General features: G+C 38.3%; 15 protein-coding genes. 3 read left to right on the forward strand and 12 right to left on the reverse strand.

Annotation, left to right across the window (positions count from 1 at the left end; all coding sequences use genetic code 11):
• Positions 1–4: 4 nt before the first annotated feature.
• From D2A30_08460 to D2A30_08475, 4 genes are all read right to left on the reverse strand, one after another.
• Positions 5–1,069, reverse strand: a complete 1,065-nt coding sequence (locus D2A30_08460; protein ULL21602.1) for an ABC transporter ATP-binding protein — start codon at positions 1,067–1,069, stop codon at positions 5–7.
• Between the two features lie 9 nt (positions 1,070–1,078).
• Positions 1,079–2,005, reverse strand: a complete 927-nt coding sequence (locus tag D2A30_08465) for an ABC transporter permease (protein ID ULL21603.1) — start codon at positions 2,003–2,005, stop codon at positions 1,079–1,081.
• On the reverse strand, positions 2,005–3,504 hold the full coding sequence (locus D2A30_08470; protein ID ULL21604.1) for an ABC transporter permease: 1,500 nt from the start codon (positions 3,502–3,504) through the stop codon (positions 2,005–2,007). The genes D2A30_08465 and D2A30_08470 overlap by 1 nt, the downstream gene beginning before the upstream one ends.
• Positions 3,505–3,581: 77 nt before the next feature.
• Positions 3,582–5,549, reverse strand: a complete 1,968-nt coding sequence (locus D2A30_08475; protein ID ULL21605.1) for a peptide ABC transporter substrate-binding protein — start codon at positions 5,547–5,549, stop codon at positions 3,582–3,584.
• A 215-nt stretch (positions 5,550–5,764) separates the two neighbouring features.
• On the opposite strand from D2A30_08475, the gene D2A30_08480 reads away from it, so the two are divergent.
• A complete protein-coding gene (locus D2A30_08480) occupies positions 5,765–7,006 on the forward strand; it encodes a D-alanyl-D-alanine carboxypeptidase (protein ULL21606.1) in 1,242 nt (413 codons plus the stop codon).
• Between the two features lie 577 nt (positions 7,007–7,583).
• Here the strand turns inward: D2A30_08480 and sufB are convergent.
• The 8 genes from sufB to D2A30_08520 all read right to left on the reverse strand — a co-directional run bounded on the left by sufB (position 7,584) and on the right by D2A30_08520 (position 16,222).
• Positions 7,584–8,999, reverse strand: coding sequence for a Fe-S cluster assembly protein SufB (sufB, locus tag D2A30_08485; GenBank protein ULL21607.1), 1,416 nt, complete (start codon positions 8,997–8,999; stop codon positions 7,584–7,586).
• 401 nt (positions 9,000–9,400) lie between these two features.
• Positions 9,401–9,841, reverse strand: coding sequence for an SUF system NifU family Fe-S cluster assembly protein (locus D2A30_08490; GenBank protein ULL21608.1), 441 nt, complete (start codon positions 9,839–9,841; stop codon positions 9,401–9,403).
• Positions 9,828–11,054, reverse strand: a complete 1,227-nt coding sequence (locus D2A30_08495) for a cysteine desulfurase (GenBank protein ULL21609.1) — start codon at positions 11,052–11,054, stop codon at positions 9,828–9,830. The genes D2A30_08490 and D2A30_08495 overlap by 14 nt, the downstream gene beginning before the upstream one ends.
• A gap of 4 nt (positions 11,055–11,058) precedes the next feature.
• The gene (gene sufD, locus D2A30_08500; GenBank protein ULL21610.1) at positions 11,059–12,321 is read right to left on the reverse strand and encodes a Fe-S cluster assembly protein SufD; all 1,263 of its coding nucleotides are present in this window, start codon (positions 12,319–12,321) and stop codon (positions 11,059–11,061) included.
• 16 nt (positions 12,322–12,337) lie between these two features.
• Positions 12,338–13,111: a Fe-S cluster assembly ATPase SufC gene (gene sufC, locus D2A30_08505; GenBank protein ID ULL21611.1), complete on the reverse strand. Its 774-nt coding sequence runs from the start codon at positions 13,109–13,111 to the stop codon at positions 12,338–12,340.
• Positions 13,112–13,282: 171 nt separating this feature from the next.
• Positions 13,283–14,467, reverse strand: coding sequence for an undecaprenyl/decaprenyl-phosphate alpha-N-acetylglucosaminyl 1-phosphate transferase (locus tag D2A30_08510; GenBank protein ID ULL21612.1), 1,185 nt, complete (start codon positions 14,465–14,467; stop codon positions 13,283–13,285).
• Positions 14,464–15,180: an adaptor protein MecA gene (gene mecA / locus D2A30_08515; protein ID ULL21613.1), complete on the reverse strand. Its 717-nt coding sequence runs from the start codon at positions 15,178–15,180 to the stop codon at positions 14,464–14,466. Before mecA ends, D2A30_08510 begins: the two co-directional genes overlap by 4 nt.
• Before the next feature lie 205 nt (positions 15,181–15,385).
• Positions 15,386–16,222 carry an undecaprenyl-diphosphate phosphatase gene (locus D2A30_08520; protein ID ULL21614.1) on the reverse strand — a complete coding sequence of 279 codons (837 nt, stop codon included), beginning with the start codon at positions 16,220–16,222 and terminating at the stop codon, positions 15,386–15,388.
• A 278-nt stretch (positions 16,223–16,500) separates the two neighbouring features.
• On the opposite strand from D2A30_08520, the gene D2A30_08525 reads away from it, so the two are divergent.
• Both D2A30_08525 and D2A30_08530 read left to right on the forward strand, forming a co-directional pair.
• Entirely contained in the window at positions 16,501–18,063 is a 1,563-nt protein-coding gene (locus tag D2A30_08525; GenBank protein ID ULL21615.1) for an ABC transporter permease subunit, read from the forward strand.
• Positions 18,056–18,799, forward strand: coding sequence for an amino acid ABC transporter ATP-binding protein (locus tag D2A30_08530; GenBank protein ULL21616.1), 744 nt, complete (start codon positions 18,056–18,058; stop codon positions 18,797–18,799). Before D2A30_08525 ends, D2A30_08530 begins: the two co-directional genes overlap by 8 nt.
• Positions 18,800–18,850: the final 51 nt, after the last annotated feature.

Raw genomic sequence — 18,850 nt, forward strand, 5'->3', positions numbered from 1 at the left:
CCTCCTATTTAATATCTTCTACCGACATCTTAGATTTAATTTTTGAATGTAAATCCTGAATCACTTCTGGTTTGGCCGCTTTAGGAGCTTCAGGGTGTAATAACCAAGTTTTAGCCCAATGATTTTCTGTAACTTGAAAAATAGGTGGAGATTCTTCAAAATCAACCTGCATCGCGAATTCAGAACGAGGTGCAAATGCATCTCCTAAGACCGGAGTGAAAAGTGAAGGAGGTGTTCCTGGAATTGAAAAGAGTTCTCCATTAGAATTGGCTAACTGAGGAAGACTTGAAAGTAGACTCCATGTATATGGATGTCGAGGGTCATAAAAGATGTCTTCTACGGTTCCAAATTCAATAACTTCGCCAGCATACATAACAGCAACTTTGTCAGCGATGCTTGCAACAACACCCAAATCATGCGTGATGAAAATTGTTGTAAAATTGTATTCTTTTTGTAATTCTTTTAATAAGTCTAAAATTTGAGCTTGTATTGTTACATCTAATGCTGTTGTTGGTTCATCACAAATTAATACATCTGGACGGCATGCTAAGGCAATTGCAATAACAATTCTTTGTCGCATACCACCTGAATATTGAAACGGGTATTCATTGAAACGTTTTTTTGCATCTGGAATACCCACTCGTTCCATATAATTAACCGCAAGTTCTTTTGCCTCAGAAATTGATTTTCCTTGATGTTTAATGATAACTTCGGTAATTTGGCGGCCAATTGTAACCAAAGGATTAAGACTTGTCATTGGATCCTGGAAAATAGTTGCAATTTTTGCACCACGTATTTTTTCCCATTCTTCATGTTTTTTTATATCAGTTAATTCTTCTCCACGATAAATAATACTTCCTGAAGCAATTCGACCATTCTCTTCCAGCATCCCTGTGAAAGTTTTTGTCAAAACTGACTTTCCAGAACCAGACTCCCCTACAATTGCGAGAACCTCTCCCTCGATTAAATCAATAGAGACATTACGTATAGCTGTCAAAACACGGTCACGAACTTCAAATTCCACGACCACATCTTTTGCGGATAATATTACATTGTTTTTTTCTGCCATATTTTCTCCTTATCTATGTGTACGTGGGTCACTTGCATCAGACAAATTTTGTCCAACAATGAAGAGTGATAGCGAAACTAAGATTAACGCTGTTAAAGGAATCCAAAACAAGTATGGTTTGGTTGTCACATTTTGAGCATATTTAGAAAGCAGTCGACCTAAACTTGGTGTTGTCACAGGGAGCCCTATTCCAAAGTATGAAAGGAAGGCCTCCATTGAAATATAGCTTGGTAAACTTTGTGAGGCTTGTGTTACTATCACAGATACCAATTGTGGCAATAGGTTTTTTACTACTAATTTAAAAGTTGGAGTACCGAGCGTGCGACTAGCCAAATTATATTCCAAATCCCGATATCTCATAATCTGGATCCGGATTGAAAACGCTACACCAATCCATCCTGTTAAACAAAATGCTAATATCAAATTCCAGAAGCCAGCTCCAAGAGCATATGACATTACAATAAAAATCATTAGTGATGGAATATTTGATATGACATTGTAAATTTCCATCATTATTTTATCAAAAGTCTTTGATACACCCCAGATTCCCCCAAGGATGACACCAACAACAAGGTTAATAACAGTCGCAATAAGTGCAATCAAAATTGAATTTCTTGCTCCATACCAAACCCCATCAAATAGAGACTGTCCATTTGCATCAGTTCCGAACCAATACTCGGCATTTGGCCAATTATAACGAGCGCTGAAATCATTAATTTTACTTACATCATTGAAATCATAATTTGCAAAAATGGGATAAATAAAACTCATAAGGACGATGGCTACCAAAATAATTAACATTACAATGGTTGATTTTTTCTTTAGAAACTGTCGAAATACAGAATTCCAATATGAGTAGGCAGGTGTGTCAATTACCTCCGCGGCAAAATCATCACGTTTTACAAATTGAAATTTACTTTTATCAATTGTTGACATCATTTGCCCCCTTTCACATCAAGTTTTATTCGTGGATCAACTAAAGTCATTAATATATCACCCAATAATAGCGCAAAAATATTGATACCTGCAAATATAAATGATAATGCAACTACCATGCTATTATTGCTAACGTTAATTGAATCAATCAACATTTTACCCATCCCAGGAAATGCAAATACTGATTCAGTAAGTGTTGCCCCAACAATTACACCAACAATCGCTGCTGGTACACTATGAATAACTGGGACCATCGCATTTCTAAAAATATGTGTTCGTGAAATTTCAGATTCAGATAATCCTTTCGCTCTTGCAAAACGCACATAATCGCTATTTTGTAAATCAATAAAGTAACGACGTATCCAAATTGCTGTCCAAGGTGTACTTAATAATCCTAATAAAACAGCAGGAAATAGGTATGACCTCGGATCAGAAGCACCAAGGACTGGAAAAGTATCAGGTAGATTAAAAATCTGACCAAAAGCAAATCTGAATATATAAATGAATGCAAGACTAGGAAGTGCCATTAGGAAACTAAAAATCGCTGTTGTAACAACATCAAAACCTCTATTTTTAAATCTTGCCATAAGTATTCCCAATGGAATACCAAGTATATATGTTATAAATACACTAATTAGCCCAATTATTGAAGAGTTGACTATCATAGATGGATCTTTATATCGACTCTTTGTTGCAGTATATGGATCATCTCCAAAATTTGCTTTATCCTTGGCATCTGCAACACTCGGTGACTTATAGGTTCTGCTATAGATATTAATAGACGATTTCTTTACTTCACCAGTTGGGAAAGTCACATCTGTTGAGTTTGTTTTCCCCTGACCATTTGTTAAAACGTCAAGTACTTCAACATTTGCATATGTTGGATAGGATACACCAAGGTTTAGATTGACAAAATTTTGATGAATAAATGGAAATTGTGAGTTAAAGTAAAGCAGATACTTATGTTCAGTCCCAGAACCCACAAGTGACCAACCAATTGCAGGATCATTTTCAAAGCGAATGTAACGTTCTAAATCAGGATTTTCCGGGTCTTGAACCTTATTGATATGATCAAACTCGAACATATTTCCATAGAAATCAATTACTCGCTCATAAATCGGTATTTCTCGAGTCGCATAAAAAGACTGGCTTCCCTCAAATTGATGAAGTACCCAGTTTTTTCCTAGCTCGACGACATACTCTTCGTATATTTTTTTATTAGTATCTGTAGGTTCTACAGTCACACTACTATCAACCTCAACAGTTGCTTCTTGTAACTCTTTAGGATTTAGATATTCAATATAACCCATTTTCTCATAGACAGTATTGACATAGTCAGTCTTACTGTCCGGATCCTTAGCCATTTTAGTGTATGTCGCATCCTTTTCAAAAATTTTCTTTCTAGGAACCATTGTATAAATGATCGAATAGATCAAAGTGGTAACCATAAAAAGAGAGAATAACGAACGTAGGACACGTTTGAAAACATACTTTTTCATTTAGTTTTTTCCTCTCCAAATTTCAAAAGAACCTTCTCCAAACACAGTAGAGAAAGTCCTCTTGAAAAAGTTCTTTATTATTCTACATGGTTAGCAAGTTTTTCTTGCGCTTTAGCATTTGACTCAGCTTTTTCTTTTAACCATTTTTCACGCTTAGCATAAACATCTTCTGCCTTGTTTACTTCAGTGCCCACTTCCATATATTTGTAGAATGAGCCACCGCCTTTGATACCAATATCAGACACAGATGCTGTGTAAGGAATAACCTTAGATACACTAGGAGAACCGCCTAATGACATATACGGGATTACAATCGCGCTATCAGTTAACCAAGCTTGAGCTTCGGCATATTTTTCATATCGTTTTACAACATCAAGTTTTTCATCAGAAGCTTCTTTAAGAAGCGCGTCGTATTTGTCTAGCCCAACTGTTTTAATCACATCAGTCGTACTTGAATCAACACCCAACTTGCTAGTCATCGCACCAGATGTTGTTTCTAATATATCAAGGTAGGTAGACGGATCTTGGTAGTCAGGACCCCATCCACTGTATGTAATGTCATAATCATTTTGATCCGGTGTTTCAGTGTAGAAAGCTGCGTTTGTAAACGTATCTGTATCCATCATCTGAAGATCAATTACAATATTTTCAGTGCCCAATGCTGCTTCAACAGACTGTTTCAAAGAAGCAGCTTGTTGTGTACTAACCTCACTACTTTGGTTAACCGGCATATCTAAGTGAATAGGGAATTCAACACCTTCAGCAGAAAGAGTTTGTTTTGCTTTTTCAAATTCAACTTTTGCCTTATCAACATTGTAAAGACCATTTTGAGCGTCAGAAAAATCTACATCTGCCCACTCATCTCCATATGAAATTACTTTTTCACTTACTAAATCACCAAATGATTTTTCGCCTGCACTTACAAAAGTAGGAGGAACCATCAAGTTGCGTAATGGCTTATCTGCAGCGTCCTCACCAACTGATTGTGCTAAGTAATCTTGGCGGTTAAATGCGAAAGTTAAGGCTTGACGAAAATCTTTATTTAATAATGCTTTTCTAGCTGATTCTTTCTGAACATCTGTTGTTTTTGCAGTATGACCATAGTTTGAACGATTTAAGTTCAAAGTAGTGAAATATACTACTGCATCTTGAAGGCTATAAGTGATGTTATCAGCATATTGCTCTTTAACAGATGAATAGCTAGAAGAATTTGGATATACTCGAGCATTAGAATAGATTCCATCCGTGAAGCCCCTTACCAAAGATTCTGGATCTTGCCCATCATAATATGTTAACTTAACATTCTCAATTTTAACATTGTCAGCATCCCAGTAGTTTTCATTCTTTGTATATTCAAGTGAAGATTTAGATGTCATTGCACTAATAAAGTATGCACCATTGTAAAGAATTCCATCTGGCTCTACTTTACCAAAGTCCTCACCTTTTGATTCTAAGAATTCCGCATTTACAGGCAACATGATTGACATGGTTAACTTTGAGTTCCAATATGGTTCTGGATGGCTCAAAGTATACTCAACAGTACGGTCATCTAAAGCCTTAACACCAACAGTTTCAAAGTCACTTGTTTTACCGTTAACATAGTCATCTAAACCTGCAATTGAATCTTGGATAATATATAAACCTTCAGACTGTGTATCCACAGCATGTTTAATAGCTGTTACAAAGTCATTTGCTGTCACGTCAGCATATTCTTCACCTTCAGCTGTATACCATTTTACGCCCTCACGAAGAGTATAAGTATATGTTAAACCATCTTTTGAAACCTTCCAATCTTCAGCAAGAGAGGGGATTATGTTACCGAACTTGTCATTCTCTAACAAACCATCCACCATATTAGTAACAATATCAGAAACTTGCTGACGGTTAAAAGCAATGTAATCTAAAGAAGTTGGATCTTCAGTATAAACATAAGAATAAGTTGTACTAGTTTCAGAATTTGAGTTAGAATTTGAACCACATGCAACCAAGAACGAGGCTGACAGCAGAGTGATTCCTGCTAATGCAAACAATTTATTTCGTTTCATATACACACTCCATTTTGTATTATTTAATAAGCTTACGCCTATTATTATACAGAATATAATACCATTTTTTTCACTAAAAAGAAAGTCTTTTTTTTTTGAAAATTTTACAAAAAAAAGAGTTTTCAGTATTTTCTAATCTTTTTCTATATATTTTCAGATTTTTTCTCACAATTCTTGTGATATAATGGTAAAGAAATGAGGTTAAAGGATTCATAATGCGTAAATTATTTTTAACACTGCTAACTATGTTCACTCTTTTTCTTGGCATCACCCCTGTACTTGCTGAGGATTTTTCAGTAGCTGCCAAACATGCTATTGCAGTAGAAGTTTCAACAGGCAAGGTTTTATATGAACAAGATTCCCAAACACCTGCTAGTATTGCTTCCATCAGTAAGTTGCTGAGTGTTTACTTGGTTTATGAGGCTTTAGAAAAAGGGGAGATTCAATTAGATACTATGGTGGATATATCAGACTATCCATATAGCTTAACTGCCAATACAGAATTGAGTAATGTAAACCTTGATGCCCGCTCTTATTCTGTCAGCGATTTGCTGAATGCATCTCTGATTACTTCTTCTAATAGTGCGATTATTGCTTTAGCTGAGAAAATTGCTGGTAGCGAAGCTGCGTTTGTTGATAAAATGAAAGCCAAAGTTGCCGAATGGGGAATCACTGATGCAACGATAGTCAATACTTCTGGTCTTGACAATTCTGACTTAGGGGAGAATATCTACCCTGGTTCAAAACCTGATGACTCCAATCAATTTTCAGCTTTAGACGTAGCAATTATTGCAAGACGTCTAATTCTGGACTATCCCCAAGTCTTAAATATCACTTCATTGAATGCCTACGATTTTGGTGGATATACCTACTATAGTACAAATCAAATGCTTAGCGAGGGGACTCACGCTCGTGGTGGTGTTGATGGTTTGAAAACTGGTACTTCTAATTCAGCTGGATCAAGTTTTGTAGCCACGACAACTCAAGCCAATATGAGAATTATTACAGTGGTACTAAATGCTACTGATGGGTTGACAAATTCAGATAATCGCTTTGTAGAAACAAATAACCTGATGAATTATGTCTATAATAATTACTCAGCTATTACTCTCGTAAAAAAAGGGGAAGCTTTTGAGAATAGCTCTGTTAAACTATTCAATGGTACTAAAGCATCCAGTCCTGCCGTTGCAACCGCCGACTTACTTGCTATTCAAAAGAATACCTCTGAACAACCTGTTACTGCCACTTTCACCTCTAATCAGACTGAATTTGATGCACCTATCACGTCTGGAACTGTTGTGGGGCAACTAAAAATTGTTGATAACGATTTAATAGGTGTAGGCTATCTTGACAACATAGCCCAAATTGATATGGCAATACCAACTACAATCAAGACAGCTCCTTGGCCAGTCTCTTGGTGGAATCAATTTGTGAGATATGTCAATGAAAAATTATAATCATTTTAAAATGGGGATGCTCATTTTTCAACATACTTTGAAACAATTCGTATAAAAAAACGCATAAACCATCGTTCTTTCATAGAACAGGTGATTTTATGCGTTTTTTTATTATGAGCGACTCCCGTCGCTCCATATTTCCTACTTCCTTGGCGGGAGTTCCTGCGGAACTCATTATTACATATCGCTTCCTTACAGGAAGCGACGTCAGTAGGATAACATAGTCTCCCAGACTATGTTATTTATAGAGAAGAGCGATTTCCATCGCTCCCTATCTCCCACCTCGGTTGGAGAGAGTTTCTACGAAACTCCTAGCTACATATCGTTTTCTTACAGAAAACGACGAGCGTGGAAGGTAACAATTCCATTCGTCAATTTATAAAGAAGAGCGACTGCCGTCGCTCCCTATTTCCTACTTCAGTGGGGAGTTTGACGGGCTTGAACAGCTTTAAAGCTGTTTGAGTCACAAGGTTATCTGAATTACAAAGAAGAGCGACTTCCGTCGCTCCTTATCTCCAACCTCGGTTGGAGATTTTTTGGCTTTTAGCAAACTCATGTTTGCTAAATTGCCAAAAATCTAACCAACCGACCCCTCCATTTCATAGGCAATCAGTCTGTTGAGTTCAACTGCGTATTCCATTGGGAGTTCTTTGGTGAATGGTTCGACAAAGCCCATGACAATCATCTCTGTGGCTTCGGATTCGGATAGACCTCGGCTCATGAGGTAGTAAAGCTGTTCTTCTGAGATTTTTGATACTTTGGCTTCGTGTTCGAGGGCCACCTGCGAGTTGTGAATTTCATTGAATGGGATTGTATCTGATTTAGAAATTCCATCCATAATAATGGTATCACATTCAATGTGGCTAATCGACTTGGCTGAATTTTTAGCAAAAGTTACTTGACCACGATAATTTACTTCGCCACCGCCACGGGCAATAGATTTAGATACGATAGAAGATGAAGTCCGTGGTGCGTTGTGAATCATCTTAGCACCTGTATCTTGGACTTGTCCTTTATTGGCAAAAGCTATTGACAGCATAGTTCCACGGGCACCTTCGCCTTCCAAGTATACCGCAGGGTATTTCATGGTCGTCTTGGCACCAAGGTTACCGTCAATCCACTCAACTGTGGCATTTTTTTCGGCACGGGCACGCTTGGTTACCAAATTATAAACGTTGTCAGACCAGTTTTGAATGGTCGTGTACCGCATATAGGCACCTTCATGGGCAATGATTTCCACAATGGCAGCGTGGAGGCTGGCCGTTGAGTAAGTCGGAGCGGTACAGCCTTCTACGTAGTGAACGCTTGCACCTTCATCTACGATGATGAGGGTACGTTCAAACTGACCTGTTCCTTCATTGTTAATACGGAAGTAGGTTTGGAGTGGAATATCTAACTTAACGCCTTTTGGTACATAGATGAAGGTCCCGCCTGACCAAACCGCTGAGTTGAGGGCGGCTAGTTTATTGTCTGACGGTGGAACGAGTTTTCCAAAGTATTTTTTGAAGAGTTCAGGGTGTTCCTTAAGCGCTGTATCTGTATCTGTAAAGATAATGCCGTGCTTGTCGTACTCTTCCTTCATGTTGTGGTAGACTACTTCTGATTCGTACTGGGCAGAAGCACCTGCCAGGTAAGTGCGCTCAGCTTCTGGAATACCAATGCGTTCAAAGGTTTCCTTGATTTTGTCTGGCACATCATCCCAGCTACGTGCTGGCTTATCCGACGGTTTTTGATAGTAAACAATATCATCAAAATCTAGTTCGGATAGATCGGCTCCCCAAGTCTGCATAGGCATTTTCTTGAAGGTTTCATAGGATTTCAAACGGAATTCCAACATCCATTCAGGCTCGTCTTTGATACGGGACATTTCACGAATGACTTCTTCGTTCAAACCCTTACCAGTCGAAGCCACCAGTTCCACGTTTTCATCATGGAATCCAAATTTGTATTCCCCAAGATCAATCGGGGTTGGTTCAATTCTTTCTTCTGACATAATTTAAGATACTAAGCCCGTTAAGAAAGCAAATGAAATATAGAGAATCGATTTCGTGTGCAAACACACGAGGAGATTTATCTTTTTTCATGAGCTCTTAGGGCGAGTTCAATTTCATTTCCAATCAGAAACTGAACAATCCTTTCTGTATGATTTTCGTTTTTGTTATTTTATTGTTTTTCAGTCAGCACTCTCACTACGTTCCAGTGCTTTCTTCAAGACACTAAACTTGGTTGGGACTTGCTATTTGAATCCATGTTTCGCAAAGAGAATGTTAGGTTTTATCAATGACACGAACTACGTTCGCTTCATTTCCAACTTCCAAAGGTTCTCCGAACCTTTGGAGCTAATTCGCTGATTTTGGTATTATCGACCAAAATCGCTCATGTCGCAGTCCCCCTTCAGTCAGCACTCTCACTACGTTCCAGTGCTTTCTCCAGGGCATTCCATGGTAAAGTAGCACATTTGATGCGTTGAGGGAATTTTGCGACACCAGCTAATAATGAGGCATCTTGCAGTTCCTTTTGGCGTTCATCTTTTTGACCTTGGACCATTTGTGAAAAGACTTCTGCTAATTCTTGCACGTGTATCTTTTCTTTTCCAATAACGGCATCCGTCATCATTGAAGCCGATGCAGTTGAAATAGTGCACCCTTCTCCATCAAACGCAATGTCTGTTATAACACCATCTTCAACTTTGACAGACAATTCGATCACATCTCCACAGGTTGGATTGTGAAGTTCTAGCTTTTCCACTCCGTCCAAACTTCCATGATGATGAGGCGACTTAGAGTGTTCTGAAACAACTGCCATATAAAGAGAATCTAATCTAGATAAGGCCATTGAAATACTCCTTCGTCTTTATCAAAGCCTCGACCAACTTGTCGCAATCAGCCTTTGTATTGTATATGTAGAAACTTGCTCGAACTGTAGCAGGTACCTGCAAATACTTGAGGAGAGGCTGAGCACAATGGTGTCCTGCTCTTACGGCAACTCCTTCATAATCCAGAGCCGTAGCCACATCGTGAGGATGTAGATGATCTAAGTTAAAGGCAACAAGTCCAGTTCTTTTGGCTACATCCTGACTTCCATATATTGTTAAACCAGGAATGGCCTTTAGTTTCGGCCAAAGATAGGTAATGAGTTCTTCTTCATGCTCACGAACTCTATCCATACCAATTTGATTCAAATAATCAATCGCTGCTGCAAGACCAATCGCACCTGCTATATTCGGAGTTCCTGCCTCAAACTTCCATGGTAATTCTTTCCACGTAGCTGATTGCTCATAGACAAAGTCAATCATCTCACCACCAAATTTAACAGGAGACATCTGGTTCAAAATCTCTTCCTTACCATAAAGTACCCCTATTCCAGTTGGCCCTAACATCTTGTGGCCTGAAAAAGCAAAGAAATCAACATCTAAATCATGAACATCAATAGCTATGTGTGGAGCTGATTGTGCTCCATCCACTACCACATAAGCTCCTACTTCGTGTACCAAAGTTGCGATTTGCTTAATGGGTGCAATTACCCCCAAAACATTGGAAATATGGGCAATGGAGACAAACTTAGTTTTAGAAGACAAAAGTGATTTCAAGTGTTCTACATCAATTTCACCATCTCGTAGATAAACATATCGGAGATGTGCACCGGTTTGTTGACAGGCTTGTTGCCAAGGAATGATATTTGAATGATGCTCCTGGACGGAAATGATTACTTCATCGTCTGGCTGTAGAATTTCTCTAGCAAACTGAGCAACCCAGTTTAAACTCGTTGTTGTTCCGCGAGTAAAGAGAATTTCCTTGCTTGATTTTGCATGAATAAAATCTGCAACCGTTTGACGAGCAGCTTCATACCGAGCTGTTGCCCGCTCTGAAAGGGTATGCACCCCTCGGTGAACATTGGCATTATCCTGTTGATAGTAGTCAGCAAGTACATCTAGAACCTGCTGAGGTTTTTGGGTGGTCGCAGCATTATCCAAATAAACCAAGGGCTCATCATTGACAAACTGGTCTAAAATTGGAAAATCCTTGCTAATACTATTCAATTCGTTCATAAACTTATCTCTTTGTTAATATTTCATCAATTACTGCGACTAGTTCATCACGAACTTCCTTCACCGGAATTTCTGTAATAACAGACCCAAGGAAACCACGAACAACTAAACGCTCCGCTGTTGCACGATCCAAACCGCGACTCATGAGATAATACATGTCCTCTGGATCAACCTGACCAATGGAGGCCGCGTGACCCGCAGTTACTTCATTCTCATCAATAAGGAGTATTGGATTAGCATCTGATCGCGCCTTATCCGACAACATCAACACACGGCTTTCTTGTTGAGCATCAGCACCTTTGGCACCACGAATAATGTGGCCAATCCCATTAAAGGTTAACGTTCCACTCTCTAAAATAACACCATGTTGAAGAATATGTCCCACCGAATTATGGCCAAAGTTGGTTACCCGTGTATCCACACCTTGCACTTGACGACCAGATGATAAAGCTACCACTTTGAGGTTCGCATGACTTCCATTTCCTTTTAAGTCACTATCAAAATCGGCGACGACATTTCCTTGGTTCATTAAGCCGATTGCCCAATCAATACTTGCATCATTACCAAGTAAACCGCGACGTGCGATATAGGTATCTAAATGCTTTCCTAAGCGATCAATCGCAGCAAATTTAATTTGACTCCCCGCTTGTGCAATGATTTCAACAACAATGTTGGCGGAACTAGCCACATTTCCATCGCCCAAACTTTCAAAACGTTCTAAATAATTGAGCTTGGTATTTTTCCCAGCAATGATTAAAACCCGCTTGTTAAAGGCAACCGGACTGGTGCTGTCTTGGTAGAATAAAGCTTCAACAGGTTGCTCAATTTCAACATGGTCTGGAACATAGAGTATTGCAGTTGCATTAAAATAGGCTGTATTGTAAGCTGAAAGTTTGTGTTCATCATAGGCAGCAGCTGCACCTAAGTATTTCTCAATGACATCTGGAATCACATCCATGGCAGATGCAAAATCTGTAAAGACGACGCCCTGTTCCACCAAATCCATCGGTAACTGCTCTAAAACAGTTTGACTACCAACTTGCACCAATTTTGGATTATCACCAAGCTCTGTAAAATCTGGAACTGAACCAATTGCATCATTGGTTTCCAAACGTCCATCTCCTAAATTCCAACGGTGAAATTTAACGCGCTCAACAACTGGCAAGTCTAGTTCGGATACTTTTTCAAAGGCCTTGAGACGGAGATCTGTCAACCAAACTGGCTCTGCCTGTTCTAATGAAAATTCTTGAATTCTATCTTTGGTCATATATCCCTCCAAAGACCTAAATGTCATCTTCTTTGTAGTCAATGCCAAGTTCGGCAGCTACTTGTACGTAACCTTCATTTTCCAAACGTTGTGCCAATTCTGGTCCGCCTGAAAGAACAACACGTCCTTCCATCATGACATGAACAACGTCAGGTGTAATGTAGTTCAACAATCGTTGGTAGTGGGTAATGATCATTGCACCAAAGCCTTCGCCACGCATAGCATTGATTCCTTTTGAAACCACTTTAAGCGCATCAATATCCAACCCTGAGTCAATCTCATCAAGAAGTGCAAAAGTCGGTTCCAACATAAGCAATTGCAAAATTTCGTTACGTTTCTTTTCACCACCTGAGAAACCTTCATTGAGGTAACGCTCTGCCATTTCTTCTTTCATGTTTAAAAGTTCCATTTTTTCATCCAGCTTAGTGATGAAATCACGAACTGAAATCTTGTCCTCATCTTCCTTACCAGCATTCATAGCTGCTCGGAGGAACTCTGCATTAGTGATGCCTGGAATTTCTGATGGGTATTGCATAGCCAAGAAGAGTCCCATACGGGCACGTTCATCAACTTCTAATTCCAAAATGTTTACACCATCAAAAAGAATCTCACCTTGGGTAACTTCATAGCTTGGATTACCCATAATCGCTGCTGAAAGGGTGGATTTTCCTGTTCCGTTAGGTCCCATGATAGCTGCAATTTCACCTGTTTTCAAGGTCAAATTCACACCTTTTAGGATCTCTTTGCCTTCAATTTCCACATGAAGGTCTTTGATTTCTAATACTGACATACTACACTCCTTATATTGTTTATCCTCGTTAAAAACTATACGTATTTTTACATTGTGTTTTTATCGGGCATGGATTTATTTTTATAGTCTTTTCTGACAATTTTAATAAATCATATCTTTTACATTATATCAAAAAAAGAGCCAAAGGGCTCTTTCTTTGTCTTCAGAAGATTAATTCTTTTCCTTAGTATCCTGCGAATCTGAACGTTTTGTTTTTCTCTTTGCAATCATTTCTTGCCGATATGAACTGTTTCCAATAAAACGCAATAGATTTAGGACAGGTGTCCTATTTTCACCAAAAATTCCAATCAATTCACACAAAATTTCCACGCCCAAGGCAAGTGAAACCACCAACAAGACTCCCCCTGCTTGACTGGAAATATTCAAAAGCAAGGACGTTAAGGAAAAAATAAATGAAATCGCATAAATGACTAACACAGTTCCACGATGCGTCAGCCCTAGTGAGAGTAATCGGTGATGCAAATGCATCCGGTCAGCTTCATAAATCTTTTGTCCAGACAATTTTCGACGAATAATTGCCACCACAGTATCAGTGATTGGAACTCCAAGTATAATAATTGGTGTTACAACCGCAACCGCTGTTGAGTTTTTTAATCCCTGCAAGGAGAAGACGCCAATCATAAATCCAATAAAAAGCGCACCTGTGTCTCCCAGATAAATAATAGCCGGATGGTAATTATAGGGGAGAAAGCCTGCAATCGCCGCAACCAAAACAAAAATCGTCAAACTTAAAAAAATATTACTATCATACAAAAAGAAATAGGATACTATCCCCATCGTTAAGAGGGAAATAATGGATACCCCTGCAACCAAACCATCCAGCCCATCTATCAGATTAATTGCATTTGTAATCGCAACAATCCATAAAACAGTTAAACAAAATGCTAGCCAAGTTGGGAACACGAGTAACGGTCCCCCAAATGGAATTTTAAAACTATCAAAATGAAAATCTGTGAAAAACCAAATGATAAGAGCAGCAAATAAGATACCTAAAAGTTTAGGTAGCGGCGCTAGTTCTCTGACATCATCAATTAATCCCGTCAGGATAATCACAGCACCCGCAACCACGATAGGAAATACATATTCAAAATAGGTTCCGAAAAAGTGAACGCGTGTAACAATAAGGGGCAAGAACACCAAACTGGATATTGCAAAAGAAATAAATATTGCTAGACCACCAGCAGATGGCATTGGAACTTTGTTGATTCGTCTTGCATTCGGGTTATCGACAGCTCCAATTCGTAATGCAAAGAAACGAACCAAGGGAGTAAGCACAACAGCCATGAAGATTGTCGCTATTAAGACCATAACATACTTAAGCGCAAATGGAATCATACCGTTTGCACCTTTTTCAACTCATCAATGGCCCCATTTCCCAACATCAAGATTCCGTGCTCTTGAAGAAATGGTCGTGTCAATTTGGTATCGTTTGTAAATTCAAGCATGCGAGATAGAATATACTCTGGATACTGCTTTGAACGCTCTGCAACATTAATCAATACTGTCATATAATAGGTTTGCTCCACTTTGTAGAGCTCAGATTCTTCAACTGGATAATCCACTGTTTGAACAAAATTTACCGCATCAATCAAAGCAGGAAATTCTAAGATATAGTAAATATACGGTTCTTGGTATTCATCACTATCTTCTTTTTCAGCATCTTCTAATTGACGAACTGCTTTTGAGTCATGCGTGCTTCGTTCACGAACTGTACGTTCCAAACTTTTCAGCAATTCATCTGGAGTCATTCTTGATACATCGCCTAATTCCGATAAATCTGTAAATTCATCAAAATTTAAACTTTGATCCATTTCAGATTTTGTGACAAAAATATCCACTTTATCCGGTTTTGGAGTAACTCTAAAACTAAGCATTCCACTTTCTCGGAAAGTCATTGGCAAATCCAATTCATCCAATACTGTATAAAAAAACTCTTCCGTCTTTTCTTGAGGGATAAGGAAATCCGCAATTTCCATCCCGCGCTCCTCTAAATCCTCTAATTGGATAGTGATTTTTAGAGTCGAATCACTTATTTGTTTTACTTTCATAACTACCTCATTCATCTAGTACGATACTTCTAGCCTAGATAATATTAATTCTCATACAAATCTCTTCCCATTATACTAAAATGCCTCTCGAAAAACAAAAAAAAAGCAAGTTTCTAAACTTTCTGCCTCAACTATAGAAAAACGGCACAAGAAAAGCCTAGAACTACAATCTAGACTTTTTTGCCGATTTAACAACTAAATTATCTTATAAAATGAATGTGAAAAATGAATAAATCAGTAAGATAGCCCCCAAAACAATCCGGTAGTAACCAAAGACTGTAAAATCATGTTTTTTCACGAAATCTGTCAACATTCGAATGACAACTAATGAAACTATGTAAGCAGTCACACTAGCTACCAATAATATCACAACTTGTTCAAGTGACAAACTATTACCATCTAAAAAGTATTTTACAGCTTTTAATCCACTGTAGCCAAACATCGTTGGAATTCCCAAAAAGAAAGTAAAGTCCGCGGCAACAGAACGACTTGTCCCAAGAATAATTGCGCCCAGAATAGTTGCACCAGACCTACTTGTACCCGGTACAATACTTAAGACTTGAAAACATCCAATCAGTAAAGCTGTTTTATAGGACATTTTTGCCAAATTCGTCACTTGTGGCTCAACATCTTTGTTACGTTTCTCAATCCAAATAAAGGCAATACCATAAACAATCAGAGCAATCGCAATCGGCACCATAAAATTGAAATGCGCTTCAAACCAATTATCTAAGGGAACTGCAATGATAATGGACGGAATACAAGCAAGTACTACCTTTGCCCACAATTGCCAAGTTAAACGAATTTCTTTCTGCGTTTTTCCAGGTTGAAATGGATTAAGTCTTTGGAAGTAAATTGTAATAACCGCTAGTATTGCTCCCAATTGGATCACAATATTAAACATCTCAATAAAACCAGCACTTTGTTTTAATTGAATAAATTCTTGCACTAATATCAAATGGCCAGTAGATGAAACTGGCAACCACTCAGTTATCCCCTCAATAATACCCAAAAAGATGGCTTTCAAAATCTCTATTATCATGATAACTCCTTAAGATAAATTCTACTTATTATACCACAAATTATACCATATAAATAAATATCCCCAATTAAAAATTATCATGCACTTAGTAAAAAATTTGTAAAAAACTATCTCTCACAGCCAGCTGAGTCAGTATCAGATAAGTATTCAAATTTGCTAATTTCAAACATTTTCATACGAATTTTTCATACATTTTGAGTGAATAAAAAAAACAAGCATATTGAAATTTTTCAGAATTTTTTATACAATAGTATAATACATTTTACTAAGGAGATTTTATGAAACATAAAATTAGTATACTCCTGCTAAGCTTATTAGCTGTTTTTTCGATAACAACTGGAGTAAAAGCAGATGAATACCTTCGTGTCGGAATGGAAGCTGCATATGCTCCTTTTAACTGGACACAGGAAGATGATAGCAACGGTGCAGTTCCAATCGAAGGAACCAATCAATTTGCCAACGGATACGATGTCCAAGTAGCGAAAAAGATTGCTGAATCGATGAATAAAGAATTGCTTGTTGTCAAAACCAAATGGGAAGGCTTGGTTCCTGCCTTAACATCTGGAAAAATTGACATGATTATCGCTGGTATGAGTCCAACTGAAGAGCGAAAAAAAGAAATTGCCTTCTCAGATAGCTATTATACTTCTATACCAACCCTTGTTGTCCGTTCAGATAGTCAATATGCAGATGCAACTAGCTTATCAGATTTTGCTGGTGCCAAAATTACAGCTCAGCAGGGTGTCTATCTTTATGATTTGATTGATCAAATTGAAGGGGCTGATAAACAAACTGCGATGGGCGATTTCTCCCAAATTCGCCAAGCACTTGAAGCTGGTGTGATTGATGCCTATGTTTCTGAGCGACCAGAAGGACGTACCGCTGAGGCTGCTAACAAAGCTTTCAAAATGGTTGAATTGACAGATGGCTTTGAAACAAATGCCGAAGACGTTACGATTGCAGTTGGTATGAGAAAAGATGATACTCGTATCACACAAGTAAATGAAGTGTTAGCAGCTTTTTCTGAAGCAAATCAAATCGCACTCATGGATAACATGATTGAAAACCAACCTGTTGAAGAAGCGTCAGCTGAAAATCCAAATTTCTTTTCTCAAGTTTGGAAAATTATTGTTAACAACTGGCAACAGTTATTACGCGGAACAGGAATGACCCTACTAATCTCAATACTTGGTACAATTATAGGTACAATTATTGGTCTTCTCATCGGTGTATTCCGTACCGCACCAAAAGTAGCTAATAAAGTTTTAGCAATCGGACAGAAACTCTTAGGTTGGATTATCAATGTATATATTGAAGTGTTCCGCGGCACCCCAATGATTGTACAATCAATGGTTATCTACTATGGTACTGCCCAGGCTTTTGGTCTCAACCTTGACCGTACCTTAGCGGCTATCTTTATCGTTTCTATCAATACCGGTGCTTACATGAGTGAAATTGTACGTGGTGGTATCTTTGCTGTTGATAAGGGGCAATTTGAAGCGGCAACAGCTCTTGGATTTACCCATAATCAAACCATGCGTAAAATCGTACTCCCTCAAGTTGTTCGTAACATTTTACCGGCTACTGGTAATGAGTTCGTTATCAATATCAAAGATACTTCTGTTTTAAATGTAATCTCTGTGGTAGAATTATACTTCTCTGGAAACACGGTTGCAACCCAAACCTATCAATATTTCCAAACATTTACTGTTATTGCTATTATCTACTTTATTCTAACCTTTACTGTAACACGTATTCTACGCATATTTGAAAAAAGCTTTGACATGGATAAGTATACAACAGGCGCAAATCAAATGCATACGGGGGTCCTCAATGACTAATAATACTATCTTGGAAATTAAAAATCTTAAAAAGTCATACGGACAAAATCAAGTACTTAAAGATATTTCTATTACAGTTGAAAAGGGCGAAGTTATCTCTATCATCGGCTCTTCTGGTTCTGGAAAGTCTACTTTCTTACGTTCTATCAATCTCTTAGAAACACCAACTGATGGACAAATCCTTTACCACGGACAAGATGTTTTGGCAAAGGGTTATAACCTACCTTATTACCGAGAAAAACTTGGTATGGTGTTTCAATCCTTTAACCTCTTCAACAATTTGAATGTCTTAGAAAATGCGATTGTAGCTCAAACAACCGTCCTAAAACGTGAACGGTCAGAAGCTGAACGCCTTGCTAAGGAAAACCTTAACAAGGTAGGGATGACTGAGCAGTACTGGACAGCTAAGCCAAGTCAATTGTCTGGCGGTCAAAAACAGCGTGTTGCTATTGCTCGTGCTCTTTCTATTGATCCCGAATTGATTCTATTTGACGAACCAACCTCTGCTCTCGATCCTGAAATGGTTGGTGAAGTTCTCAAAACGATGAAAGACCTAGCAAAATCTGGTCTAACCATGATTATCGTAACTCATGAAATGGAATTTGCGCGTGAGGTTTCCGATCGTGTCATTTTCATGGATAAAGGGATTATTGCTGAAGAAGGTAGTCCAAAACAAATTTTTGAGAATCCACAAGAAGAGCGTACCAAAGAATTCCTCAAACGTTTCTTAGGATAATTGAGATTTTTGAATAGGAACACATTCACGATACCAGGTCACTCTGGTATC

The organism is Streptococcus suis (assembly GCA_022354845.1).
GTDB lineage: Bacteria > Bacillota > Bacilli > Lactobacillales > Streptococcaceae > Streptococcus > Streptococcus suis_AA.

Bases quoted from the DNA above. Each gene is read 5' to 3' on its own strand.
- D2A30_08460 (ULL21602.1), bottom strand. From the start codon at position 1,069: ATGGCAGAAAAAAACAATGTAATATTATCCGCAAAAGATGTGGTCGTG.
- D2A30_08465 (ULL21603.1), bottom strand. From the start codon at position 2,005: ATGTCAACAATTGATAAAAGTAAATTTCAATTTGTAAAACGTGATGAT.
- D2A30_08470 (ULL21604.1), bottom strand. From the start codon at position 3,504: ATGAAAAAGTATGTTTTCAAACGTGTCCTACGTTCGTTATTCTCTCTT.
- D2A30_08475 (ULL21605.1), bottom strand. From the start codon at position 5,549: ATGAAACGAAATAAATTGTTTGCATTAGCAGGAATCACTCTGCTGTCA.
- D2A30_08480 (ULL21606.1), top strand. From the start codon at position 5,765: ATGCGTAAATTATTTTTAACACTGCTAACTATGTTCACTCTTTTTCTT.
- sufB (ULL21607.1), bottom strand. From the start codon at position 8,999: ATGTCAGAAGAAAGAATTGAACCAACCCCGATTGATCTTGGGGAATAC.
- D2A30_08490 (ULL21608.1), bottom strand. From the start codon at position 9,841: ATGGCCTTATCTAGATTAGATTCTCTTTATATGGCAGTTGTTTCAGAA.
- D2A30_08495 (ULL21609.1), bottom strand. From the start codon at position 11,054: ATGAACGAATTGAATAGTATTAGCAAGGATTTTCCAATTTTAGACCAG.
- sufD (ULL21610.1), bottom strand. From the start codon at position 12,321: ATGACCAAAGATAGAATTCAAGAATTTTCATTAGAACAGGCAGAGCCA.
- sufC (ULL21611.1), bottom strand. From the start codon at position 13,111: ATGTCAGTATTAGAAATCAAAGACCTTCATGTGGAAATTGAAGGCAAA.
- D2A30_08510 (ULL21612.1), bottom strand. From the start codon at position 14,467: ATGATTCCATTTGCGCTTAAGTATGTTATGGTCTTAATAGCGACAATC.
- mecA (ULL21613.1), bottom strand. From the start codon at position 15,180: ATGAAAGTAAAACAAATAAGTGATTCGACTCTAAAAATCACTATCCAA.
- D2A30_08520 (ULL21614.1), bottom strand. From the start codon at position 16,222: ATGATAATAGAGATTTTGAAAGCCATCTTTTTGGGTATTATTGAGGGG.
- D2A30_08525 (ULL21615.1), top strand. From the start codon at position 16,501: ATGAAACATAAAATTAGTATACTCCTGCTAAGCTTATTAGCTGTTTTT.
- D2A30_08530 (ULL21616.1), top strand. From the start codon at position 18,056: ATGACTAATAATACTATCTTGGAAATTAAAAATCTTAAAAAGTCATAC.